The 26,838-nt window shown below is 35.9% G+C and carries 23 protein-coding genes; 20 read left to right on the forward strand and 3 right to left on the reverse strand.

The features are described from left to right. The first annotated feature begins 3 nt into the window (after window positions 1–3). The 5 genes from UMR38_06840 to UMR38_06860 are packed head-to-tail and all read left to right on the forward strand — an operon-like array spanning window position 4 to window position 4,602. Entirely contained in the window at window positions 4–1,110 is a 1,107-nt protein-coding gene (locus UMR38_06840) for an RnfABCDGE type electron transport complex subunit D (GenBank protein ID MEC9485576.1), read from the forward strand. Further along, on the forward strand, window positions 1,107–3,059 hold the full coding sequence (locus UMR38_06845; GenBank protein MEC9485577.1) for an FMN-binding protein: 1,953 nt from the start codon (window positions 1,107–1,109) through the stop codon (window positions 3,057–3,059). The genes UMR38_06840 and UMR38_06845 overlap by 4 nt, the downstream gene beginning before the upstream one ends. Further along, the gene (locus tag UMR38_06850; protein ID MEC9485578.1) at window positions 3,059–3,700 is read left to right on the forward strand and encodes an electron transport complex subunit E; all 642 of its coding nucleotides are present in this window, start codon (window positions 3,059–3,061) and stop codon (window positions 3,698–3,700) included. The genes UMR38_06845 and UMR38_06850 overlap by 1 nt, the downstream gene beginning before the upstream one ends. Then, window positions 3,701–4,297 (forward strand): Rnf-Nqr domain containing protein, encoded by a 597-nt coding sequence (locus UMR38_06855; GenBank protein ID MEC9485579.1) that lies wholly within the window; start codon window positions 3,701–3,703, stop codon window positions 4,295–4,297. Further along, window positions 4,297–4,602, forward strand: a complete 306-nt coding sequence (locus UMR38_06860; GenBank protein MEC9485580.1) for a (Fe-S)-binding protein — start codon at window positions 4,297–4,299, stop codon at window positions 4,600–4,602. Before UMR38_06855 ends, UMR38_06860 begins: the two co-directional genes overlap by 1 nt. Window positions 4,603–4,937: 335 nt before the next feature. Here the strand turns inward: UMR38_06860 and UMR38_06865 are convergent, their stop codons facing one another. Continuing rightward, on the reverse strand, window positions 4,938–6,341 hold the full coding sequence (locus UMR38_06865) for a rhodanese-like domain-containing protein (GenBank protein MEC9485581.1): 1,404 nt from the start codon (window positions 6,339–6,341) through the stop codon (window positions 4,938–4,940). Between the two features lie 201 nt (window positions 6,342–6,542). On the opposite strand from UMR38_06865, the gene UMR38_06870 reads away from it, so the two are divergent. After that, window positions 6,543–6,965, forward strand: coding sequence for a NusG domain II-containing protein (locus tag UMR38_06870; GenBank protein MEC9485582.1), 423 nt, complete (start codon window positions 6,543–6,545; stop codon window positions 6,963–6,965). A 10-nt stretch (window positions 6,966–6,975) separates the two neighbouring features. After that, window positions 6,976–7,197 carry a hypothetical protein gene (locus UMR38_06875; protein ID MEC9485583.1) on the forward strand — a complete coding sequence of 74 codons (222 nt, stop codon included), beginning with the start codon at window positions 6,976–6,978 and terminating at the stop codon, window positions 7,195–7,197. Between the two features lie 31 nt (window positions 7,198–7,228). Here the strand turns inward: UMR38_06875 and UMR38_06880 are convergent, their stop codons facing one another. After that, window positions 7,229–7,840, reverse strand: coding sequence for a YigZ family protein (locus tag UMR38_06880; GenBank protein ID MEC9485584.1), 612 nt, complete (start codon window positions 7,838–7,840; stop codon window positions 7,229–7,231). A 100-nt stretch (window positions 7,841–7,940) separates the two neighbouring features. On the opposite strand from UMR38_06880, the gene UMR38_06885 reads away from it, so the two are divergent. From UMR38_06885 to UMR38_06895, 3 genes are read left to right on the forward strand one after another with little or no spacing between them, the layout of a single operon-like run. Further along, the gene (locus tag UMR38_06885) at window positions 7,941–9,134 is read left to right on the forward strand and encodes a CCA tRNA nucleotidyltransferase (GenBank protein MEC9485585.1); all 1,194 of its coding nucleotides are present in this window, start codon (window positions 7,941–7,943) and stop codon (window positions 9,132–9,134) included. After that, on the forward strand, window positions 9,127–11,220 hold the full coding sequence (gene pulA, locus UMR38_06890; protein ID MEC9485586.1) for a type I pullulanase: 2,094 nt from the start codon (window positions 9,127–9,129) through the stop codon (window positions 11,218–11,220). The genes UMR38_06885 and pulA overlap by 8 nt, the downstream gene beginning before the upstream one ends. 8 nt (window positions 11,221–11,228) lie before the next feature. After that, entirely contained in the window at window positions 11,229–12,134 is a 906-nt protein-coding gene (locus UMR38_06895) for an HD domain-containing protein (GenBank protein ID MEC9485587.1), read from the forward strand. A 728-nt stretch (window positions 12,135–12,862) separates the two neighbouring features. Here the strand turns inward: UMR38_06895 and UMR38_06900 are convergent. Next, the gene (locus tag UMR38_06900) at window positions 12,863–15,406 is read right to left on the reverse strand and encodes a hypothetical protein (GenBank protein ID MEC9485588.1); all 2,544 of its coding nucleotides are present in this window, start codon (window positions 15,404–15,406) and stop codon (window positions 12,863–12,865) included. 155 nt (window positions 15,407–15,561) lie between these two features. Between UMR38_06900 and UMR38_06905 the strand changes: the two genes are divergently transcribed. The 10 genes from UMR38_06905 to UMR38_06950 all read left to right on the forward strand — a co-directional run bounded on the left by UMR38_06905 (window position 15,562) and on the right by UMR38_06950 (window position 26,838). Continuing rightward, window positions 15,562–16,350, forward strand: coding sequence for an MBL fold metallo-hydrolase (locus UMR38_06905; GenBank protein MEC9485589.1), 789 nt, complete (start codon window positions 15,562–15,564; stop codon window positions 16,348–16,350). A gap of 13 nt (window positions 16,351–16,363) precedes the next feature. Then, window positions 16,364–17,245, forward strand: a complete 882-nt coding sequence (locus UMR38_06910; protein ID MEC9485590.1) for a phosphotransferase — start codon at window positions 16,364–16,366, stop codon at window positions 17,243–17,245. A 159-nt stretch (window positions 17,246–17,404) separates the two neighbouring features. Next, complete coding sequence (nifJ, locus tag UMR38_06915) at window positions 17,405–20,947, forward strand: pyruvate:ferredoxin (flavodoxin) oxidoreductase (GenBank protein MEC9485591.1); 3,543 nt, start codon at window positions 17,405–17,407, stop codon at window positions 20,945–20,947. Between the two features lie 60 nt (window positions 20,948–21,007). Then, complete coding sequence (locus tag UMR38_06920) at window positions 21,008–21,943, forward strand: hypothetical protein (GenBank protein MEC9485592.1); 936 nt, start codon at window positions 21,008–21,010, stop codon at window positions 21,941–21,943. 75 nt (window positions 21,944–22,018) lie between these two features. Then, window positions 22,019–22,492, forward strand: a complete 474-nt coding sequence (locus UMR38_06925; GenBank protein ID MEC9485593.1) for an MgtC/SapB family protein — start codon at window positions 22,019–22,021, stop codon at window positions 22,490–22,492. A gap of 19 nt (window positions 22,493–22,511) precedes the next feature. Continuing rightward, window positions 22,512–23,129, forward strand: coding sequence for a GDSL-type esterase/lipase family protein (locus UMR38_06930; GenBank protein MEC9485594.1), 618 nt, complete (start codon window positions 22,512–22,514; stop codon window positions 23,127–23,129). A 118-nt stretch (window positions 23,130–23,247) separates the two neighbouring features. After that, window positions 23,248–24,081 carry a Fe-S cluster assembly ATPase SufC gene (sufC, locus tag UMR38_06935; GenBank protein MEC9485595.1) on the forward strand — a complete coding sequence of 278 codons (834 nt, stop codon included), beginning with the start codon at window positions 23,248–23,250 and terminating at the stop codon, window positions 24,079–24,081. Then, window positions 24,081–25,175, forward strand: a complete 1,095-nt coding sequence (locus UMR38_06940; GenBank protein ID MEC9485596.1) for a SufD family Fe-S cluster assembly protein — start codon at window positions 24,081–24,083, stop codon at window positions 25,173–25,175. The genes sufC and UMR38_06940 overlap by 1 nt, the downstream gene beginning before the upstream one ends. Before the next feature lie 9 nt (window positions 25,176–25,184). Further along, complete coding sequence (locus UMR38_06945; protein ID MEC9485597.1) at window positions 25,185–26,396, forward strand: cysteine desulfurase; 1,212 nt, start codon at window positions 25,185–25,187, stop codon at window positions 26,394–26,396. A gap of 10 nt (window positions 26,397–26,406) precedes the next feature. Next, window positions 26,407–26,838 (forward strand): SUF system NifU family Fe-S cluster assembly protein, encoded by a 432-nt coding sequence (locus tag UMR38_06950; protein MEC9485598.1) that lies wholly within the window; start codon window positions 26,407–26,409, stop codon window positions 26,836–26,838.

Genomic DNA, 26,838 nt, shown 5'->3' on the forward strand with positions numbered 1-26,838 from the left:
AACATGAATTTTACAACTACAAAACCACCTGTTAAATATAATCAACAGCGGTCATTGAAACGCGCCCTTAACCTTCATATTGCCTTAATTGTTTTGGCTGTAGCATCGATTGCTTTACGCGCTGTATCACCCGTTGCAGCAGACGCAACGGTGACCAATCTTGATATTGCATTTAAAGCATTCTTAATGATGTCAGTCGGAATTGTGACCAGTGTCATGGTCGAAATATTTTATGCGTTAAGTGAAGGAACGATTAATAAGTTTGAATCATATGATCGATGGATTGATCCGATCAATACAGGATTATTAATCGCATTATTACTCCCATCAACAACGCCAATTTATGCCTTAGTCGTATCCGTTATTGTTGGTGTATATGCAGGGAAACTCGTTTTTGGTGGAAAGGGATACTACATTTTCAACCCTGTCTTAATCGCTGTCTTATTTGCAACCTTAACCTTTGGTGGGCAAATGTCAGTCGAGGGGACACCATTACTGTTAATGAAAGATGCGATTTTTAGTGGTAGTGTTAATTTTGATTTAACACGGTTACTAATAGGTAACTATACAGCCGTCGCTATTGGAAGCACATCTGTTTTATTACTGCTTGTTGCGTTTATCTATTTAACGCTAACAAAGGTGATCGATTTACGCATTTCATTAACCTATCTATTAACAATTTTTATTGTGTCACTTGGTATTGGGTTGATTAATTTTACAACGCAAGCAACCTTTGTGTATACCTTTGTTAATATGATTACAGGATTAACCATGTTTGGTGCTGTATTCTTAGTTGGTGAATCAGTCACGAGCCCAACATCACGCGAGACCAAAATTATTTATGCGGTCATTGTCGGGATCTTAGTGATGCTTATTCGCGTCTTATCGGCAGAACCTGAAGGGGTTGTCTTTGCGATATTATTTGGAAATATGTTAACACCATTTATGAACCGTACGGTAAAACGCAGTGATAAAAAAGGTCTTATTAAAACCATTGCCTTTAGTGCACTAGCTGTCTTAATAGCCTCAGGAGCGATTGGATTTATTGTGCAATCACGCTTGATTGATAACCTCAATGAAACAGCACAATTATTAGGAGGGATACTATGAAGTATATGCGAATAGTTTTCTCTTTAATGCTTGTGGTAGTTGCCGCAATGGTTGGTGTATTCTTTGTTGAGAAATTAACCACACCTGTTATTGAAGCCTATCAATTAGAACAAGCGAACCAAGCGAAATATGCTGTATTTCCTGAATTAAGTGACTTAACCAGTGGCAAAAGTGGGGATGAAATTGAAGCATTACTCGCCCCAGAAGAAGGACTTGATTTAGAAGGTACAGGTATTAATGAAGTAATTAATTTAGATAATAAAGGATATATTTATACCGCAACATTCCAAGGATATCAGTCACAAATTAAATACATCATGGGAATTGATCCAGATGGCAACATCACAGGATACCAAACCTTAGAACAAGGGGACACACCAGGTCTAGGGGCTGAGATTGCTAATCCAGATTACTGGAAGCAATTTAACGGTATGCCGACAGAACAAGTGATGGAAGGAAATATTGATGGTATTTCTGGTGCTACTGTTACGACAACCGCATGGATTAACTCAATGCAAAAAGTCATTGAGTTTCATAATGTCACTTATGGTGGTGCGCAATCAGAAACCCCTGAAGAACGCTTAGCGCGTTTGAAACAAGAATTGTTACCTGAAGGGATTACCTTATCAGAGTACACACCACAGACAGCAAGCCTTGATAATACTGGTATTACCAATGTTGAAGTCGCAAGCGATGGTTCAACAAACACACATGTTGTATACACTGTTGAGTTCACAGGATTTAATACCGATGATGTCATAAGATACCTCATTGCCTTTGACTTAACTAGTAATGAAACGATTGGATTCACCGTTTTATATGCGAATGATACACCAGGTTATGGTCTTAAAATTACAGAAGAAGATCGCTGGTTACAATTTGAAGCCGGTAAAACAAGTGAAGAACTCTTGAATGGACAAATTGATGGTATTACAGGTGCTACCGTAACAACGACTGCATGGAAAGCATCATTACAGGCAGTGAGTCAGTTCCATCAAGTTGAGTTTGAAGGAAAAGAACCTTCATTAACATATGAACAACGTTTAGAACAATATAAAACAGATGTATTCACTGAGGGTGAAACCTTCACAGAAGTGACTACTGAAAAACCAAACCATATTCAAATTAAAGCAATCTATGATGTCTTTGATGATAGTGATACATTACTTGGTACCTTATATCATGTTGTTACGATTGGCGCAAGTTATAGTGAAACAACCTTCATTGAATACTACTTGGCAATTAACGTAGATGGCTCATTTGCCGGTTTTAGAATGTTACGTGATACTGAAACAGAAGGTCGCGCTGATGCATTCTATGGCGCAAGTTATGATGATACCTTTGAAGGTGATGATATTGAATCAGACTATACGATTGATGATGTGAGTGGTAGTACCATTACACAAACACATATTGCAACATCAATTGAGGATATCGTATCGTACCACCTAACGAAATACAATGTTAGACCAGAACCTGTTGACGTAGCTACATCAGACTTATTTGCTGCATACTCGTCAGCCGCAAGCTTCAATAGTATTTATTCAGAGTATGAATATGAAGGTGCCATTGGCAATGTCTATGAAGCACTAGATAGTGGTGGCGCGCATATTGGATATGTGTATTATGGACAGTTTGCTGGATACAACGATGGTATTACTTACATTGCTATTGGTGTTGATTTATCCAGCATTACACAACAAATTACCGTTGTCATTAATGGTGAAGATTGGACTGGTGCAGAATATGCAGGCTATGATGGTAGCGCAGGACTGAACTTCCCATCAACATCATGGTTAGATCATTTTGAAGGTATTGATTTATCAACTTATACATTATCAACTGTTGATGATGTGGCAGGGGTATCAACAACTACTGGTGATTTACGTACTTTAATTGAGACCATTGCTAATTATCATGCAAATCAAATATTAGGAGGTAGTAACTAATGGCTAAAAAGCAAAAATCATTAGGAGAGATTTTCTCCGCAGGGCTATTTAAACAGAACCCTACCTTCGTACAATTTCTAGGAATGTGTCCAACACTTGCCGTAACCGGTAGTGTTGAGACCGCACTAGGAATGGGGGCAGGTGTCCTCTTTGTCCTCGTTATGTCAAACATTATTATTTCATTAATTCGTAACTTTGTACCAAACGAAGTGCGGATTCCGATTTATATCGTTGTTATTGCATCGCTCGTTACGATTTTAGAAATGGTTATGAAAGCCTATGTCCCAGATTTAGCAGCCGATTTAGGTACATTCTTAAGTTTAATTGTTGTTAACTGTCTAATCTTAGGACGCGCAGAAGCATTTGCTTCAAAACATGGTCCAGTCAAAAGTGCCTTAGATGGACTCGGGATGTCACTAGGATTTACCGGTGGGATCACTTTACTTGCTTTCTTCCGTGAATTATTCGGTGCAGGAAGTATTACCATTTGGGGAGAATTGGGAATTCAATTAATCCCAGAAAGTTACCAAATGGGAATCTTAGTTCAAGCCGCAGGTGCCTTCTTAGTATTTGGTATCTTAGTCGCACAAATCAATAAAATTAAATTCGCTCGTGAAGATGCACAAAGTGAGGTGGCCTAGATGGAATATATAGCAATAGCATTTGGTGCAATCTTTGTTAACAATGTTGTTTTAAAGCAATTCTATGGACTATGTCCATTCTTAGGGGTTTCAACGAAGAAAAGCAGTGCCTTATCAATGGGTATGGCCGTGACATTCGTTATTACCTTCTCAACAATGATTGCTTACGCGTTATACTCGCAAGTCTTAGTACCAAACGATATAACGTACTTATCAACCATAACCTTTATCTTGGTTATCGCAAGTTTCGTACAACTTGTTGAGATGTTTATTAAAAAGTTCAGTAGTTCCATTTATAGTGCACTGGGTGTTTATTTACCATTAATTACAACCAACTGTGCCGTACTTGGGGTTGCGATTGATACAACCGTTAACTCAAGCAAAATATTCAACACAACCACTCCAGGTTTCTGGCAAGTGACTGTGTATGCTGTTGGAATCTCGATTGGATACGCATTTGTAATCTTCTTATTCAGTGCGATTCGTGAAGAGATGGATGCTTACCCAATTAAACGTAACTGGCAAGGTATTCCAATTGCGCTGATTGTCGCATTCATTATGGCCATGATCTTTTATGGATTTGGAGGGATTGTCTAATGACGACAGTAATATTACTCGCACTAATCATTAGCGCCAGTCTGGCTATCTTATTGAGTTTAGCTAGCGTCGTCTTCCATGTCGATGAAGACCCACGTTTACAAGATGTTGTTGATATGTTACCGAACCAAAACTGTGGGCTTTGTGGTAATCCAGGATGCCGTGCCATGGCACAAGCTATTCTGAATGAAGACGCAAAGTTAACGCAGTGTAAGCCCGGTGATCAAGCAATGCGTGAAGATATTAAAGAGTACTTAGAAAGTACACCTAATGAAGATGGCGAATTTGTTAAAGTTAAAATGTAATACACAAAAGGTCAACCGTAATGGTTGACCTTTTTTAATGCATAGAATGATATGACAAGGTTTCATCATCTTATTAGACTGTTTAAAAGCATGCGTAATAAGAGCTTACCGTTGTCATCAAATGTAGCTGAGAAGCATCATTTAATAGCGATGTAAAGAAACTATCAGACTCACTTGATAGAAATAGTTACGACAATAGGTATACAAAAAGCTTAGATGCCTTTTTAACGTGCTAAAATAGAATGGGAATCAATTTTTATCTGTTAAGATAATATTTATCATATAATCAAAAAAAAGCACTCCGAAGAGTGCTTTAAGTGTGTTAATGAATATAATTATTCAGTTGGAGTAGCTTCAGTTAATGCTTCTTCAACTGCAACTTTCCAACCATCTACACCGATTGTTACACCAGCAACAGCATCGATTGTACCTTCAGTAGCGTCAACTGTCCATTCCCAAGTTTGAGCATCTAAAATGGCAGCTTCTAATGCATCAGCTTGACCCCACCAGTCAAGTTTTCCTGCATCTAATTCGTAGAAGTCATCACTAGCATCATTAGGAGTTCCGTTATCGTTAAGTGTATAGTTCATTGGATAGTCAGCAGGTACATCATAATCACGTTTCATTGAGATAAAATCAGTTGTGCCATATTCAAAATGTGCAGCATCTAAGAATACGTCAACAATCATTCCATCTTCAATCGTAATTAATGCAGTATATCCAGCTTCATGTCCGTAGTAAACACCATCTTCATAATCATAAGGAGCTTCGTGAGCAGCAGCCCATTCTTCAGCTGTAATAGTTGTTTCAACAACACCTAAGTCTGAGTCACTTGCTTGAGCGATTGCGTCGTTCCAAGCGAATACGAATCCTTCAGCACCAACTGTAACACCAGCAACTGAGTCTGGATTGTTGTCTGCGTCAAACTCAATAACATGATGAGGCACAGTTAAAGCAGTCCAAGAAGCATCGAATGGAGTTTCAGTAAGGTCAATTCCTTCCCAACCTTGATTTTCCATTACATAACTAGCTAGCATGTTTGCATGTTCGAACCATTCCATAGTGTCTCCACCTTCATCAGTGTCTCCCATACCATACCCATATCCTAAGTTTTGCTTAGTAGTACCATGAGATAAGGCATCAAAGATTACGTTTGCAATGCCACCTTTGTCATTAATAACAACGATTGCCATATAGTCACCAACAGGATCGAATCCGTAGTAAGTACCTGGCTCGTAATCACCTTTAACATCAGGGTTAAGTACGTAAGAACCATCACCAACAACCATGTTTGCACCATCATAGTCTGAGATTCCGCCAACGTTAATGACGTTTTCGTATCCTAAACTGTCTAATGCAGCTTTAACGTATCCAGCGCGAGTTCCGCTACCACACATTAAGAAGATTGTTTTCTCTGAATCAAATAAACCTTGTAAACCAGCTTGGCTTACGATATCTTCAGCAGCAAAGTCCCAGTTACCATCAGTACGAACTAAGATATTTTCATACTCAAGATAATCAAAGAAAGGAATAAACTCAAATCCACTAATATAACCAGATTTCATTTTGTCATCCCAGTTACGTAAGTCAATGTATTGAGCATCTTCTCTATTTAAATAGTCATCAATCTCAGCCATCGTTACAGTGTCAGGGATTTCAGGTAATTCTTCTTCTCCACCACATGCAGTTAACGCGAACGTTAAAACTAATGCAGCTAATAAAGCAAATAATTTTTTCATTGTTTCCTCCTAAGTTTTTTGTTTTTGCGAATCTAACTTATTTCACATTTCATATTATAGGATATAATATTGAAAACACAGTATTAAAAAAATAAAAAAAGTAAAAAAAGCATAAATTTGACCCTTTTTCGTATCATTTCTATTTTGTAAATGAAAAACGTGTGATATAATACAACTAGATTAAAGGTTTAGGTGGTTTAAATGAAGAAGTCTGACTTGATTTTAATAGTATTTTTACTGGTTGTTGCGGTCGGGTCATTTGTCTATTTTCAAAGATTGACCAGTCAGAATTCAGTAGTCGATGGTACAGCCAATGTCTATTATAAAGATCAAATTATATTAACAATAGAATTAAAAGATGGCACATATCAAATTCATAATGATACATTAGTCGTTGACGCATCACTTGGAGAGTACACAGTGGTGGGATCCAATGGTGATGTCGTCATCGAATATAAAGATCATCGTGTACGTGTTATTGATGAAATTTCGCCAAAAAATATTTGTCAAATCCAGGGTTGGAGCAATTCGCCCTATCAACCCATTACGTGTCTACCGAACAATATAGTGATTTTAATTGAAGCGGATAAAGGTGATGATGCACCAGATGACATTACCGGTTAGGAGATAAAAAATGGATATTCTTTATAAAAATATACTAGAGTTATTGATGTTTTTTATACTATTTCCCTTTGTTTTAAAGTGGTTCAATGCTTTACGGTATGAAACACTTTTTAAAAAAGGACATGTTAAAGAAATACAAATCTTATTTATTATGACTGTCATTATATTTACGTATTTTTTTACCCAAGCAATTATGCGCATTATTGAATTATCAACATCGATTATTGGTTAATATAACAAAAGCAATCCGCTGGATTGCTTTTTTAGAGAAATTTATGTGTCGTTTCAGTAATAGTGATCTCAGCTTTTCCTTTTGTATTATTGATAAAAAATTGTTTAAAGCTATCGAACTGATCAGCTTTCATTATGATATGATACGTTACATGTGTGTCATAGGTTGTATCAACTAAATGATAGTCTTTACGAATGAAGTGTTCAACATGACCAATCTCATCAAAGGGAATTCTTAAACGCACCTTATGAAGTTCTGTAAGATACGTAAAGGTAGCTGATTCAATGTTTTGACTAACACCCTTTGCATATGCACGTACCAGCCCTGAAGCGCCAAGTTTAATTCCGCCAAAAAAACGCACAGATATCGCAAACACATTCGTGAGATCATTTTTCTTTAAGACATCTAACATGGGTAAGCCTGCAGTCCCTGAGGGTTCGCCATTATCATCGTACTTTTGAATCGATTGAAGCGGTTTAATAATGTAGGCAGTGCAGTAGTGATTTGCCCCAGGATGCTCATCTTTAATTGTTCTAAGATGTTTTTCTACAGCATCCACAGATGCAACAGGGATTAAATAGTTATGAAAGACACTTTTATTAATGACAAGCCGATTATATGTTGTTTTCTGAATACTTTTCATGGTATCACCGAGTGTATTATACCACATTTCATAAGCGATAAAAATACCTTAATTATTGGAAATATTGACCTAAATAGTGTATAATCAACTTGGTGATGATATGACTGACTATGAAGCAAATGCAAAACATGTATTAAAGACCTTAAACGACGCCGGTTACGAGGCGTATTTTGTTGGCGGATTTGTACGTGACACCTTATTAAATTTACCCACAAAAGATATTGATATAACAACCAATGCTACACCACAAGAGGTCATTGACTTATTTGATCGCGTAAAAGAAACAGGTATGAAGTATGGTACTGTCACAGTACTGTTTAATAACCTTGCCTATGAAGTGACCACTTTTCGAAGTGATGGCACATATACGGATAATCGAAGACCAGACACCATCCAGTTTTCAAAAACGCTAGAAGAGGATGTCAAACGTCGTGATTTTACAGTCAATGCGTTATGCATGGATTATGATGGAGATATTATTGATTTGGTCGATGGTCAAGCGGACTTAGCTAAAGGAGAGTTACGCATGATTGGTGATCCGCATAAACGCCTTAAAGAAGATGCCTTACGGATGTTAAGGGCAATTCGGTTTGTGAGTAGTCATGGGTTTCATCTTCAACAAGAGACACATGGTGCGATTACAAGCCATAACGCCTTAATTCCGACCATTGCGATTGAGCGTATTATGCAAGAACTTGATAAAACATTTCGGGGTCAGTATCTCAATGAGGCGATAAATGTGTTGCTTGAAACAGATGTCGCTGATGTCTTATATGGGATTAAACCAGGGCTTGAGTATTTGAATCGAAAAGGGAAACAACTCAATAATCTTTCACCGATAGAAATCTTTACCATCTGTTTTATTCTTGGTGAAGATAATGATATTTGGCGCTTTTCGAATCGGCAACGCCGGTTAATTGATCAATTAATTTTACTCCATGAAGTGACAAAAGAAGATCAATTTAACACCTTTTTAGTGTTCTCATATTCGATTGAAGTTTGTGACATAGTTAATCGGATTAACGTCACGTTAGGGTATCGTGATCAATCGCAACGGTTAAAAGAAATTGATCAATCCATGCCGATTAAAGATGTCTGCGATTTAAAGTTTAAAGGTGAAGATATCATTAAGTTAACCACATTAAAAAAACACAGTTTAATAGGTCTCATTATTGATGATTTATTAGAAGGTGTTTTAGAAGGGCGCTTAAACAATAATTATCAGGAATTAAAAGACTATACATTAAATAAAATTAATGCCTTACAGAAAGACACGGGAGATAAGAATGAGTAAATTTTATGCCTATTTAGATGATTTTACAGAAATCACGGTGATTGTCCCATTAAAATATCGTGAGGACTTTGTAAAATCATTTAGAGTAATAGGGAATGAAGAAGAAATCGATTTAGAAATCATTTCAACACATACACTCGGTAATGAACGAAAATATGTGACACGCTTTGATGGATATATTTTACTGAATAAAATGTATCATATTTTCGATGATTTAGGTGAGAGCGCTGAGTTGTTTACCGGTAAAATTGTTAGAACAGAGTTATTTGATGATATTTATTATTACGAACAATCTGATTTAGGATCAAGTTATCGGCGTGACCGAACAAAGTTTAAAATTTGGACGCCAGTTGCAAAATATATGAAACTTGAATTACTTGATAAAGAGGGTAATAAAGAAGTTGTCCCAATGGAATATGATAACCAAGGTGTTTGGTATTTACGTCTTCGAGGAGATTATGAAGGCTATCAATATCGCTATATTTCATATGTCAATGGGAAAGAACATAAATTGACTGATCCGTACGGGAGAAGTTCAAGTGCAAACGCAGAATATTCTTATGTCATTGATGAGTCAAAATTGGTTAAACAGCGTGCACAACGCCCTAAGTTTAGTGGGGTGTATACGGACGCGGTGATTTATGAAGCACATATACGGGATTTTACGATACAAGCGGAATTAAATGCGAAACACCCAGGGAAATATGCCTCTTTTACAGAAGAAGGGTTAACCACACCAAAAGGCAACCCAGCTGGGATTGATCATATTAAAGACTTAGGTATTACCCATGTTCAGTTACTTCCTATTTATGATTTTGGGGATGTCGATGAGACAAATCCGGATCGTAAATATAACTGGGGATATAATCCTGAACAATACAATGTACCAGAAGGGTGGTATGCGAGTGACCCAGATGATCCGTATACGCGTATAAATGAGTTAAAACAATTGATTGATGACTTACATAAGAATCAATTACGTGTCGTGATGGATGTTGTATTCAATCATGTATTTGATATTGAATCATTCCCATTTGAAAAAATTGTACCGGGTTATGCGTATAGACATGATGACCAAGGTATGTTAACGAATAGTTCAGGATGTAATAACGATTTAGCGACTGAACGTCGGATGATTCGTAAATTTATTATTGATAGTGTCATGTACTGGGCGAAAGAGTATAAAATTGATGGGTTCCGATTTGATTTGATGGGGCTTATTGACATTAGAACAATGAATACCTTAAGACAAAAACTCGATCGGTTCCGTAGTGATATGATTGTATATGGTGAAGGATGGAAAATGCCAACACAAATTGGGTATGACCGAACAGCTCACATGCACAATAGACACTTATTATTTAATATTGGCCATTTCAATGATAAAACAAGAGAACGCATTAAAGGCGCTACCTTCCAAATGAAAGACTTAGGATATGCCCTAGGCAGTAATGCCCATTTAGGTGATATCAAAAATATTATCAAGGGAAGTTGTCTCAATAAATTTTTATTCAGATATCCTTTACAATCTGTGAATTATGTTGAGTGTCATGATAATAATACATTCTTTGATAAAACCCAAAAAGCGTTACCAAAAACATCATTAGATGAACGTAAAAAACGCCAACGTTTAGCGTTATCAATGGTTGTATTAAGTCAAGGTATTCCATTTATACATGCTGGACAAGAATTTTATAGAACCAAAAAAGGTGTGGAAAACTCGTATAAATCAGGCGATGAGATTAATCACATCGATTGGTCATTAATCGATGACAATATTGATGATATTGAATACTTAAGAGAAATATTAAGACTACGTCGTAAATATGATTTATTCCGTTTAAAAGCCCCATCTAAAATAAAAGACTATGTTGAAACACATGTCTTTGAAACAGGAACAATCCATTACCGGTTAAATGATCCAGAAACTAACTTACTGGTTATTTTTAAAAACAATACAGCGAAAGAAACCTTTGATTTAGATGGACGATACACCCTGATTTTTGATGGAAAAAAACGTTCGCGTCGAATCTTAACAAAAATTAATGTCGATGACATTACAACATACATACTGAAAAAGAAATAGGTGAAATCATGGAAACAACAACCTTTTTTGCAAAAATAATATCGGTAAATCAAACTTCATATGAGACAAACACATTACGAATTGAACATGAAACCCATGATGGCGAAACAATTCGCATCGACCAAAACAGTGATGTTTTAGAAAATGCCGTTTATGAGTTTGAATGCCAAACGGTCACATTTAAAGAACAACCACAATTACAAGTCGTCAAGTTTACTCATATTGATGCATCAGATATTCCATTTAAGAGACGTCAAGAATTAATGGAGACATTTTATGAGTATGCCCCAGTCTCAATGGAAAAAGTCAAAGATATCATTGAAAGTTATTTAAAACGGCTAAAGAACCCAATCATAAAAGAACTCGTATTGACATTATATGAGCGTCATGAAAAAGACTTTTATTTATACCCTGCGGCGACAACGTTTCATCATGCGTATATTGGTGGACTAAGCTATCATACCTCAACCATGTTAACATTGATTGATGGCTTTTTAGATGTGTATCCATTCTTAAATGAAGACTTACTAATCGCAGGTATTTTCTTACATGATATTTGTAAAATTGAAGAGTTATCACATTATGCAGGCCCTGAATATACCAAAGTCGGTAAACTCATTGGTCATATTACAATGGGAGTAAAAGAAATTGAACTCGTCGCCCATGAGCTCGGTTATAAAGATACAGAAGAAGTCTTACTTATTCAGCATATGATCTTGTCTCACCATTATTATGGGAATTATGGGTCACCGAAAAAAACCAATATCCCTGAGGCATTAATCCTTCATTTTATTGATAACATCGACTCTAAAATGACCGTATTACAAGAAACACTTGATCAAACTGAAAAAGGAGAATTTACTTCCCCAATTCGTGTTTTAGATCGTGAAAGATATTATAAATCTAAGCTTTAACTAGAATATAAGGAAACGGTTATATCCCAGTTTTTTCGAGCTAAAATAGATAGTACTTTACAATAATACTAGACCATATCATACTAAAGTGGCTTCATTGTAAAGGACACGTTGACACAAAGACATAGTATACCTAAAGTGCTGATTCTCTAGAGGAATCGCACTTTTTTATTTTATATTAACGGGATTCTTATATTACCATTTATATCACGTTATGTAAGACATTCTCGATGGCTGTGTTATGATTTAATTTTATATAAAATTTGAATCTTCCAAAGAAGGATTCGGTTGATGGGATGTTTCAATAAGTCCAATAACGAGACAGGGTTGGGTAATATGTTCTAATGCATTCCATTTTCCTTATTATGTTAGAGAATAATCGATGTTTTGTTATGTCTTTAGGGTCACCATCACAAAATATATCTTGAATTATCTAGACACTTCTCTAGTGACTATTTCCTTTGTTTGACTAGCTTTAAACATTAAAGTTACTTCTCTTATATGATCTTATCTAAACTGGATATAAATAATGTCAGTGATACGTACAGCGAATTGTCTCCCTAGGGTAAACGCTCCCTTCCCTCTGTTTTATGTATACAAAAAAGATGCTAGCAAACACTATTTTTGTGTCTGCTAACATCTTAATATTTCAAAATATAGACCTTTTATTTTACTGTGTTTATTTGTATAGGCTTTCCCCTATACTTTAAGCGGTCCTTTTGTATGAATTATTCTTTATTAAATTCTTCTGGGAAGTTAATCTCAAATAATACATCAATAGTATTTTCTAAGAAGCCAATATGTTCAGCATGTCCTTCTCCAAATTGTGGATTGTTATTTAAGATGTATTCTGCGCTTTCTAAGTTGTAACTAGAAGTTGAGAAGTAAGACGAGAAGAATGAACCATAATAGGTTTCAATTGCCTTGTTCACAGAAGATGGTAGTAATAACTCAGTTGATTCACCAAGTTGTTGTGCCATTTTAATCTCAATGTAAAGTTCGATTTGTTGTTGGTTCGGCGCAACAGTCGTTCCACCTGATCCTTCACTATATGGACGTTGTCCATCATCATTAGGACTGTTATCAAATTCAGCACTAGGCTGTTCGAATTCTGCCCCTTCAGTAGCTCTGATTAAATGAATCCCTTCATCTGTTTCAATTAAACGATCATCATAGTATTCCTCAATATCGTCAACACTGTTGTCAATTGCTTGATGGTAAGCGGCATAAATACGTTGTAAGTCTTCAAGTAAGTCTTTATTCTCATCAGACTCTTTAACTGTATTGTAGTTTAGTCCACCTTCTTCAGAAATAGTTTGCGTTTTTATGAAGAATCCATATTCTTTAAATGGCGCCCATTCATTGTCAGGATCACCAATTAATCCTTCGTTATAAGCGGTAACGATATCTGCGAATGATTCACCATCATCAATTTTAGCTAAGATAAGTGTTTCTAAATCAGCTTTTAATGCATTGTAATCAGCTAACTCTTGATCTGTGAAATCAGCTTTAATATCAGTAAATGTGTCTGGTTCAAAATCACGATCAAAGTCAACATAAAGTAATAACTCAGTTGCATTTAAACTAAAGTAGTTATCGACTTGGTCTTGAATATAATCTTCAGCATGTGAATATTCAATATCTCCAATTAATAAGTTTGGACGTAATCCATTTAATACATAAACATCACGAATAACAGTCGCTTCGTTATAACTTCTAAATGCAATAACAATAAATTCGCGCCATGTATAATCTTCTGGGCTGAATCCATATTGTGTAAATGCCCCATTACTAAAGTTTGTTTTCGTTGTTCGTAATGTTTCACGGTGTTCTTTCATTTTATCATTGTTTGAGTCTAGGTAATCATAACTGTCACCATAAAGCTCAGTATAGGCATCGCTATTTAATAAGATGTTACGTTTAGTTAACTCAAGTGAATAATACGATCCGATTGAATCATTCATGTAGTTGAATAAGTCATCAGCAGTGATGTCAAAATCACCAAACTCAGCAATTAATGTTTCATGACCACGGTTATCAAATGTGTCTCCATAATTTGCTTCAGCTTGTAGTTTTAACGTTGGATCATAGATTTCAAAATCAACATCTTCCCAATACGTATCCATGACTTTATTAATGTTTGCTTCAGTTAAAAGCGTTCTTAAATATTCTTCATGTAACGCATCGTAAGCTTCTGTCGATAATTCATCATAAGCCGTTAATGGATTCGCTTCAACAAGAAATGATAATAATTCAAAGTTTCCAAATGATTGGAAAGTTGTCGAATAACGTGCATCATCTTCTTCGAATCCTAAGATATCAAAGATATATTTCGCATAGGTTACACTAGTTGATCCACTGTCATAATCATCTGTCATATCAGTATAACTACGTGTTCCTAACTCTGTATAATCATTACAATACGCATCTAGTGTTGTCGTTTCAGCGATAGTATTATTTGGGTTCATATAATTGTATACTTTAACCCACTCAGCAAATAATGCCTCATCTGTTAACTCAGTTGTATTATCTTCTGTAAAGTCAGCTTTAGGGACATCTTCAATTGGGGTATCCCCAGTGTATAATCCCCAACCCGTATTATAGTTAGGTACTAAGTTGAAATTATCTAAAACGGCATTACCCTCAGTTGAACTTGTAAAACGAATATCTAATACACAAACGTCTCCACGGTTGTTTGATTCATAGTATTCTTGTAATACGTCATCATTGATATATAAATTAGATGTTGGCGTGGTTTCAGCATCTTCAGCAGGCGCTTCATTATTTAAAATAAACTGTCTAGCGACTTTACGTCTTGCTGCATTTAATTGAACATACGCTTTTAAATCGTCAGGATCATCCGGATTGAACCCTTGTAAAATAAGGTTTTGTTCAAATGCTGTTTGAAGTTCTTCTTCACGGTCCGGATCATTTTGGATTTCGGTAATGGCATCAGGATCAGTGGTATTATATTTAGCATATAACAATTCTTGATCAATTTCTGCTTGTGTTAATCCAGCGATTGTATCTTCTAATATAAGTTCATCAATGTATTGATAGAGGTAGTTTAACCCATCTGCAATCTTCATTAAGTCCCACACTTCTTGATTTGTAAATGAGAATTGATCTAATTCTAGATATACCTCATCACCCGTTGTGATATTTGGTACTGTCTCATTTTCTTTGATTGTACTACATCCAAATGCAAGTCCTAAGGTTACAAGGAAAAACCCTAAAATGATGGATGCTTTAATCATAATTCCTTTATTCATAAATGTATCACTCCTTAAATAATTACGCAATATATATAATACCATTAATAGGCGACAAAAACAATGATAAATTTAGAAAGATATTTGACATCGCCCATGGTTGTCTATATTATAAGGATAGATTTAGACAGCGAGAAACGATATGGAGTGATCAGATGAAATTAACTGTTTTAGCAAGTGGATCAAAAGGGAATGCGACCTACTTAGAAACCGCATCAGCTAAATTATTAATCGATGTAGGGATTAGTCATCGCCAAATCAAAAAACGGATGGCTGATCAAGGACTTATCATTGATGAACTTGATGCTATTTTAATTACCCACGAACACACTGATCACATTAAGGGACTTACCGTGACATTAAAGCGTCATCCAATTCCAGTATATGTGACTGAGAAAACCTATCAACACATGTATTTTAAAACAAAAGATAACATAGATGCACGTTTGATGCAGTTTATTACAACCTATGAGACATTTATCATCAAAGGGGTATCGATTACACCATTTCGCGTCAGTCATGATGCAGAAGATACCGTTGGATACGTATTTGAAGAAGCGGGTAAAAAACTTGTTTATGCGACTGATATTGGCTACTTACCAAAAGCCGATTTACCGTTATTAAAAAATGCAGATGCATATATCTTTGAATCCAACTACGATGTGACACTCCTTTTTACCAGCAATCGCCCGTTCTATCTTAAACAACGCATTGACTCCGTAAAAGGGCACATGTCTAATACCGATAGTGCATATAATATGACACAACTTATTGGCAGTAACACGAGACATATTATTTTAGCCCACCCATCACGTGAATGTAATACCAAAGAACTTGCTTTAAAAACCTATACAGAAGTCTTTACCGACTATGGCATAGATATGACACGCTATAATGTCGTCGTCGCACATCAAGATATTCCTACAGATATAATCGAATTATAGATGGAGTTTTTATATGACTGACCAGAAAAAAGCTAAAGAATTATGTGCGATGGTATTCAATCAACCTACGCGCAATATCAAGGTCATGAAACGTCTCCCGCAAGGACGTAGTAATGCTCTTTTTGTCATGAAAGTAAATGACAAACTTGTCACCGCCCGTATTCCTGGTAAAGCAAGTGAACGTTTTATTGATTATCGACTAGAAGAAAGCGCATTAAAACAAGCAGAAGCATCTTCATTGACACCCAAAACACTGTATTATGACACCCTAACGGGATTAAAGGTATCCACCTATATACCAGGCGAAACACTCAATAGTAGCAACATAGATTCTCACATTCATAAGGTTGCGGACGCACTTCATAAATTGCACCATCATACACCTAAATCAACTAAATCATATGACCCTTTTCTATATATTAAGACATTACTAATGGAGCTTAAACTATCTAGCGAAACTAACACATGGGTCAGTGAATATATGACAAAACTAAAAAAAGCCTATACAGTGCCATCCAAGTTAACGCTCATTCATGGTGATTTAAATCCAAGTAACTTGCTTTTCGATGAGCATGATAAAGTATGGTTACTAGATTTTGAATATGCCAAAGTGTACGATCCCTTATATGATATGGCATCATTCGCAAGTGTATCAATGGCTTCAGCTAAGTCATTATTACACCATTATCTAGACAAAGAACCATCGACTAAAGAGTTCGCTAAATTAACCTATTATAGAGCATTACAAACATTTACATGGTATGTTATCGCTAGGGTGAAACACGACAAAAACGTCGGGCTTAACTATACAATAGATTTTAAAAAAATAGCCGAATTCTTTAAAGATGAAACAATGGATTTATGGCAGGAATATATAAAATTTATAAAAGGTTAACCATAACCTTTTTTGTTTATAATCGTTCTAAATGTAAGTGTTTTCTTTGGCAAAAAAAAGCCATTTGTGCTGTTGTAAAAAAAGACAAAATAAGATATAATTTAAACTGTATGACTTATCGTTTAATTTCATGAAAATTTATATATTGGAGGTTATTTCATGGCTAAAGAAAAAGTTTTCCAATCGATGGACGGAAATCAAGCTGCTGCTCATGTTGCATATGCATTTACTGAAGTAGCAGGAATTTATCCAATCACACCGTCATCACCAATGGCGGAACACATCGATTTATGGGCATCACAAGGGCATAAGAACTTGTTTGATATGCCTGTAAAAGTAATTGAGATGCAATCAGAAGGTGGAGCTGCTGGTACCGTACATGGTAGTTTACAATCTGGTGCACTCACAACCACATTTACTGCATCACAGGGGTTATTGTTAAAATTACCTAATATGTATAAGATCGCTGGAGAGTTATTACCTGGTGTTATCCATGTCGCAGCGAGAAGTTTAGCTGTACAAGCATTATCAATCTTTGGGGATCATCAAGATGTTATGGCAACACGTCAAAGTGGTTTTGCAATGTTAGCGAGTGGTTCGGTTCAAGAAGTAATGGACTTAGCTGGTGTAGCGCATTTAGCTGCTATTGAATCTAGTATTCCATTCTTGCACTTCTTTGATGGATTTAGAACATCACACGAAGTCAATAAAATCGAAGTAATGGATTATGAAGACTTACGCCCATTACTCAATCGCGATGCTGTAAAAGCATTTAGAAAACGTGCCTTAAATTCTTCGAACCCAGTAACACGTGGTTCGGCACAAAATGATGACGTGTACATGCAAGCACGTGAAATCCAAGACAAATACTACGAAAAAGTACCTGATATTGCAGCGAAGTATTTAGAAGAAGTGAGCAAAATTACTGGACGCAATTATGCACCATTCGTTTATTACGGTGCTGACGATGCAACTGATGTTATTGTTGCTATGGGTAGTGTCACAGAAGCAATTGAAGAAACAGTGGACTATTTAAATAAAAAAGGTCGTAAAGTCGGACTTTTAACAGTACATTTATATCGTCCATTTAGTGAAAAATACTTCTTTGATGCCTTACCTGAAACCGTTGAACGTGTTTCTGTATTAGACAGAACTAAAGAAAGCGGTAGTGTTGGAGAGCCATTATACTTAGATGTTAAATCTATTTTCTATGGTAAAGAAGATGCCCCACTTGTCTTAGGTGGACGCTACGGTCTATCATCTAAAGATACAACACCTGGTCAAATTGTTGCGGTCTTTGATAATATGACAGGAAACAAAAAAGATCGTTTCACAATTGGTATAAAAGACGATGTCAACAATACATCATTAGATTATGACTATGTCGATACACAAAGTGAAGATGTTACGGAGTTATTATTCTTCGGTTTCGGTAGTGATGGTACTGTAGGTGCGTCTAAAAATACAATCAAGATTATTGGAGAGAATACGGATTTATATGCACAAGCATATTCATCTTATGACTCGAAAAAATCTGGTGGTGTGACAAGAATGCATTTACGTTTCGCAAAAGATCCAATCCGTTCAACATACTTAGTAAATACACCACACTTTGTATCTTGTTCAAAAGATTCATATCTATATACGTATGATATGATTGAAGGATTACGTGACGGTGGCACATTCTTACTTAATACTGTGACAAATAAAAACGATATTGAGTCATTGTTGCCAAATAAAGTGAAAAAACAATTAGCTGAGAAAAACGCTAAATTATATATCATTAATGCTGTTAAGTTAGCTGAACAAGCTAAACTTGGTATCCGCATTAATACCATTATGCAAAGTGCATTCTTTGCCTTAAATGAACAAATTATGCCATATGAAGAAGCAAAAGAATTAATGAAAAAATATGCGAAGAAAACATATGGTCGTAAAGGTCAAGAAATCGTTGAGAAAAACTATAAAGCAATCGAACTTGGAAAAGAAGGATTAATTGAAGTACCCGTTGATCCAGCTTGGAAAGACCTTAAGGTTAAAGAAGCAGAAGTGCAACAAGACTTACCAGACTTCGTTAAAAACATTGCTGAGCCGGTTAACCGTATCAAAGGATATGATTTACCGGTTAGTACATTTGAAGGATATGAAGATGGAAGTATGGCACCTGGTTCAACAGCGTATGAAAAACGCGGTATTGCAAACTACGTACCTGAATGGATAGAAGATAACTGTATCCAATGTAACCAATGTGCCTTTGCTTGTCCACATGCTGTTATTCGTCCATTCTTATTAACAGATGAAGAATTAGAGAATGCACCTGAAGGTATTAAAACAATTGATGCTCGTGGTAAAGGTATTAGTGGACTTCATTATAAGATTCAAATCTCGACATTAGATTGTACAGGTTGCGGTGTGTGTGTTGAAGCATGTCCTGCAAAAACGAAAGCCTTAGCTATGAGTCCAATCGGGGATGAAATTGAAAAAGGCGAAGTTCAAAACGCTGAATACTTATTCAATGAAGTAACGTACAAAGATGAACTAGTTGACAAAACACAAAACTCTAAAAACTCACAATTTGCAAAACCATTATTCGAATTTAGTGGTGCGTGTGCCGGTTGTGGAGAAACGCCATATGTTAAATTAGTGACACAATTATTCGGTGAACGTTTACAAATCGCCAATGCAACAGGATGTTCAAGTATTTATGGAGCATCATTCCCTGCGACACCATTTACAACATTAGATAATGGACGCGGACCAGCATGGGCAAACAGTTTATTCGAAGATAATGCAGAGTTTGGTTTCGGTATGTTACATGGTAACCAAACATTACGTTCTCGTGTACACAACATATTTGCTGAAAATAAAGAAAAAGCTCCAAAAGAAGCTGCAGAGTTAATGGAAAAATGGTTAGAAAATGAAGATGATGCGGATGTATCATTAGAAGTCTACAACAAATTATTACCATTATTAGATGATGTAAACGATGATTATGCAGAAGATATTAAAGAGTTATCTAACTACATCGTGAAACAATCTAACTGGGTTATTGGTGGAGACGGATGGGCTTATGACATCGGATACGGTGGATTAGACCATGTGATCGCTAACCAAGAAGATATTAACATCTTAGTCCTTGATACACAGGTATACTCAAATACTGGTGGACAATCATCGAAAGCAGCACCTAGTGGGTCAATTGCGAAATTTACAGCAGCAGGTAAAAACGGTAAACGTAAAGACTTAGCAGCAATGGCAATGAGCTATGGACATGTATATGTCGCTCAAGTTAGCCATGGTGCTAGCCAGCAACAAGTCTTAAAAGCATTCCGTGAAGCTGAAAGCTATAAAGGACCAAGTATCATTATCGCGTACTCACCATGTATCGCACATAAAATCAAAGGTGGACTTACCAATTCACAAAACCAAGCAGCCTTGGCAACTGAATGTGGATACTGGCCAACCTTCAGATACGATCCTCGCTTAGAACCACAAGGTAAAAACCCATTCCAATTAGATTCTAAAGCACCAAAATGGGAGAAATATGAAGAGTTCTTAATGAATGAATCACGTTATGCGCAATTGTTTGATATTAACAAAGATCAAGCACAAGCATTACTTGACGCGAACTTAAATGACGCAAAACGTACATACAAAATGTATAAACGTTATGAAGCGATGGACTACAGTTTAGAAGAATAACATGGTATAATAGGTGATACTTCGGTATCACCTATTTTTATATACTTGGGGGGAATCACTATGCAATATTTTATTTCGATTATCTTACCAATTGGTCTGTTATTACTGGCATTTGTTTCAATGTATCATTATCAAAAACATATCTTTAATAACTTTATTCAAGAGACGGCTAAGTCATACGCTTTTTCAACAGTCGTCATCGCATTAGCAAAAACGCTACTTGCGGTGATTCTATTGGTCTTTATTCACAATGCCTTTCAAGATAATCACTATCTTGAATTATTGCTGTTTTTATTGGTGTTTTTAGTCTTTTCAATATTTCAAAGTGCGCATTCATTGGGTGGCTTTTTAACACGTAACAAGTTGTTTTATTATCAAACACGGTCGTTAGTCATCAATGAGACAAAGCGGTTTAACCAATTATTCAGTTGGTTTACTGAACAGTATCAAGCCCACTCAAAAACAATTATTAAACTTGCTGTTGTAGTTGCGTTTGTCTTGGTATTCTTACCAAACTTTTCTATTCTTGTCACAACAAACTTACTCTTCTTGTTTTTGATTACGGCTTTAATTATTGTGAGTTTAGCCTTTAATCAACTTATATATTTTGGTATTATAGCGCTTTTAATTTTTCAACTTCAACCAGAACGATTAACGTTTGAAACAATGGATTTATTATTGATGTCGCTCGCATTTATTGTTTTATTTATCGGACTTTCAATTGACCATAGACTCCAACAAAAAATGTTTTTCTTGATTACGATGATGCCTGTAAAGCGGTTTAATTTTAAACTAGGGTATGAACACATCGTGAGTGATAAGCATGCAATTATTTATAAAAATATAATCAATCATTATTATTATGTGTATTACCGTAAGATTGGACTTGTTGTTGTGTATCATAGTGAAGTCGATGTAAAAATGTCTAAGATCGTGCAACATAAAATGATGCGATATGGAAAAAAATACATTTATCACACCGCAGATCTTACGTAAACACGCCGAAAAAACGCTTGCATTATTAAAAAGAAGTGATATAATATAATGTTAACTTAGGAAAGAGGGTTAAGTATGGACATTGATATTGATTTTTTGAATATCTTACAAAGCTTAGGATTGACATTATTTTTTGTTGGCCTCATTGGATATGAACGACAACGCAAGCATAAAATCGCTGGAATGACCACGCATTTAATGGTCGCATTTGGTGCGACGGCCTTATCGATTATCCAAGAATATATGGTCGCTGATAGCTTACAATATATTCGTGAAAACCCAGAGTTTGCTCAAAATATTGTGATTCAGCGTCAACGTTTAATTGCACAAGTTGTGGCTGGGGTTGGATTTTTAGGAACAGGGGCCATTATCAAAACAAACGGCTATATCACAGGGTTAACCACCGCTTCAACGCTTTGGATTAGTGCCATTATCGGTATGACATTTGGCCTTGGATATAATTTATTAGGGATAACGACATCACTCTTTGCATTGATGACGCTATATATTATCAAACGTGTTACACGGGAAAAATTAGACATAAACTAACATAATAAAGGGGGATATTATGACAGACAAAACATTAAAAAAATATCATAAGCAACGTGCCTATGATATCTCACACAGAGAGTTTGATAAAGGACAAGTCGTGTTATTAGGTGATTGTATTATTGAGCATTTACCCATGAAAAAATATTTAAATGGGAAACCATTTTACAATAATGGGATTGAAGGAGACACGACAGAATTACTCGAAGAGACACTGTATAAAAGAGCAATTAAGTATAAACCAAGCAAATGCTTCATCTCTATTGGATCAAATGACATTGGCAATAATGTCGGGACTGTGAAAATGATTTATGAGAATATAGTTCGGATTGTAAAAACCTTAAAAAGACGCAGTAACAAAACAAAGATTTATATAGTAAGTGTCATCCCTGTCAATAATTCTAGTACATCAAAATGTGTCTCTGAAAAAGCACAAGATAGAGATAATTTTGACATTAAGATGTTAAACTATTATTTACGGAATTATGCACGCAAACACAAAATCGGCTATGTTGATATTGCGAACCATTTAAAAAATGATTATGAACAGCTTAATTTAGAATACACGATTGATGGCTTCCATCTCAATGAGTTTGGCTATGACATCTATAAAAAATGTATTGAACAATACGTTTAATAAGAACGAGGTAGAACCTATGGTTTTGCCTTTTTTTACGCAAAAAATTATATCATATTATTTGGATAATTAGTGAGAAAACTATATAATGAATAGTGGATTTAAGGAGGTATAACAAATGGCAAAACTTGAAATAAAAAATCTACATGCAGAAGTAGAAGGTAACAAAATTTTAAGAGGTGTAAACCTAACGATTAATGGTGGCGAAACCCACGCTATCATGGGGCCAAACGGTACTGGGAAGTCAACCTTGGCAAGCGTCGTTATGGGACACCCAAAATATACAGTAACAGAAGGTGAAATTCTGCTTGACGGTGACAATGTCTTAGATATGGCAGTTGATGAACGGTCCAGAGCAGGATTATTTTTAGGTATGCAGGCACCTGCAGAAGTACCTGGTGTCACCAATAGTGATTTCATTAAAACAGCGATGAACGCACGATTAGAAGAAGAAAAAAAGGTGAAACTTTTCTCATTTATTAAGCAATATGACAAGGCTGTTCAAGATTTAAAAATGAACGAAGATTTACCACATCGTTACTTAAACGAAGGATTTAGTGGAGGCGAGAAAAAACGGAATGAAATATTACAAATGAAAATGCTCAAACCTAAATTCGCTATTCTAGATGAAATTGATTCTGGATTAGATGTGGACGCCTTAAAAATTGTTGGTGAAAATGTCACAGCGATGAAATCAGATGACCTTGGTCTTTTACTTATTACACACTATCAACGACTACTAGATTACATCAGCGCAGACCGCGTGCATGTTGTGATGAAAGGTAAACTTGTGAAAAGTGGCGGTATGGATATTATTGAACGCATCGACCAAGAAGGGTATGATTGGATTAAACAAGAAGTGGGTATCGAAGATGAACGTGTCATGCCTAAAGAAGATGAAGAACGTACAGTCTTAGGGACATGTGCAACGAAAGAAGCATTAGATCTCTAATGATTCATTATACGAAAAATCCCTTAATTGATGAAACCATACCCGAGAATATCCAACCATTAATTGATGAGGATATTAAACAGTTTATTATTATCAAAGATGGTCATATCATCGGAAAGAGTGTCGAACAAATTGCCGGTGTGTATGTCGAAAGCTTTGATGAAGCTTTATCACAAAAAAAGACATTATTAGAACAACTTGAAGAGGCACATCATAATCCAACAGATGCTTATCAATATGTTAAAGATAATGCAACGAGTGGGGTTGTTGTTCATGTAACGAAAAACACTGTAGTCAAAGACCCATTACACGTGTTTATTGTTCAAGAAGAACATGATCTTGTACATAATTCAATCGTTATTTGTGATGATAATAGTCAGCTCGATTATATTGAGTATTTTACGAATAATGTGCCAGGAAGCAACAACATTATAACGCAATCATTTGTCGGCGAAAATGCAAAACTTAATTATACAACAGTTAATCAGTTTGATCAAAAAAGTGTTTTAAATATTATTCGTAATGGACGTGTTAAACGCTATGGTGAATTGGTATTTAACAACGCCGAAGTTAGTGATGCATTAAGTGAGATAACGACCAATGTTCAATTGGTGGAACCATATGCCAAGAGTTATGTAAAAACAGTAGCCATTACTAACCAACACCAAGAAGCACGCTTTGAACAACTCGTTGAACATCTAGCACCACACACAGAAGGCTATATTGAAAACTATGGTGTTAGTAGTGATACCTCAGCACTTGTATTTGAAGGTATCGGTAAAATTCATAAACAGATGAAACAAAGCGTTGCAAGACAACAAAATAGAGGGATTGTACTAAGTCGTAAAGCACGTCTTGATGCTAATCCATTATTATTAATTGATGAGTATGACGTTGTGGCATCTCATGGTGCTGCAATCGGTAAAATAGATGAAGAACAACTGTATTACTTAATGAGTCGTGGACTCAGTAAACGTAACGCAGAACGCTTAATTATCAACGGTTTCTTAAGTCCTATACTAGATGCCTTAGATAGTGATGCGTTAAAATCTGTCTTCGTATCGAGCGTAGAAAGAAAAACACAAGATTTATAGGAGGCACATATGGATCCTTTAACAATCAGAAATGATTTCCCTGTATTAACCGCAGACGATAGTTTTGTCTACTTAGATAGTGCCGCAAGCAGTCTAACCCCAAGTTCAGTTATTGATACCTTAAATAACTATTATCAACAATATGGTGTCAATGTCCATCGTGGTGTCTATCATTTAAGCTATGTTGCGACAGAAAAATACAATGAAGCACGTCAAAAAATTGCCGATTTCATCCACAGTGATGTGAATGAAATTGTCTTTACAAGAGGTGCATCGTCTGCCTTAAATTTAGTTGCCTTAAGTTATGGCTATCATGCCTTATCTGAGGGGGATGAAATCATCGTGTCAGAATTAGAACATCATAGTTCTGTCTTACCTTGGCAACAGGTGGCTAAAAATATTGGGGCTAAATTGGTCTATGTCCCCCTCACAGAGGATGGCCGGATCACCGTTGAAGGATTTAAAAGCGTGTTATCTGATAAAACAAAAGTAGTTGCTTTAACATATGTCTCAAATGTTATGGGATATATAACTCCTTTAAAAGAGATAACGAAACTAGCCCATGAAAAAGGCGCAATCGTGAGTGTTGATGCTGCGCAAGCGGCGCCGCACATCTTGATTGATGTGACCGCACTTGATTGTGACTTTCTATCATTTAGTGGTCACAAGATGCTAGGTCCGACAGGGATTGGTGTTTTGTTTGGAAAATACCAATTACTAGAACATATGACACCACTCGAATATGGTGGCGATATGATTGATTATGTTGAAAAACATGATGCAACGTATAAAAATCCACCGTATAAATTCGAGACAGGAACGCCGCCAATCGCAGAAGCTATTGGCCTTGGAAAGGCGATTGATTATTTACGTAATATTGGCTTTGACGAGATTCATGACCATGAGCGACGTTTAGCTCAATATACAATTGACAAAATGCAAGCTATTGAGGGAGTTACAGTCTACAATCCAACAACGGATACAGGTGTTGTTACCTTTAACATCGATGGGGTTCATCCTCATGATGCCGTTACATTCTTTGATGGTGATAACATTGCTATGCGCGCCGGACATCATTGTGCGCAGTTAGTTATACAATGGTTAGACGTTGTGGCAACGTTACGCATAAGTTTTTACATATACAATACCCAAGCTGATAGTGATAAATTTATTGCTTCCTTAACAGAAGCCGTTAAATTTTTCAAGTCAGTTGGATTTTAGGAGGGTACCGATGAAAAACATGCAATCATTATATCGACAAGTTATTATGGACCATTATAAAAACCCTCGTCATAAAGGGTTATTAGATGATCCACGTTATCATACAATACATATTAAAAATCCATCATGCGGTGATGACATTACCGTACAAAGCCATATTGAAGATGGCATAGTCAAAGATGTTCGTCATGATGGTAGTGGCTGCAGCATTTGCTGTTCAAGTGCCAGTGTTATGAGTGAAACATTAATTGGAAAATCTGTTGATGACGCACTCAATATTTCATCAAATTATACAAAAATGTTATCCAATCAATCGTATGATGAATCAGTTGACTTAGAAGAGGCTGTTGTTTATGAAGGAGTCAAACAATTTCCTGCCCGGGTCAAATGTGCGTCAATTGCTTGGAAAGCATTCAACGGAACAACTAAAGAAAGTGAGTGA

The organism is Candidatus Izemoplasma sp., from assembly GCA_036172455.1.
GTDB lineage: Bacteria > Bacillota_I > Bacilli_A > Izemoplasmatales > Izemoplasmataceae > JAIPGF01.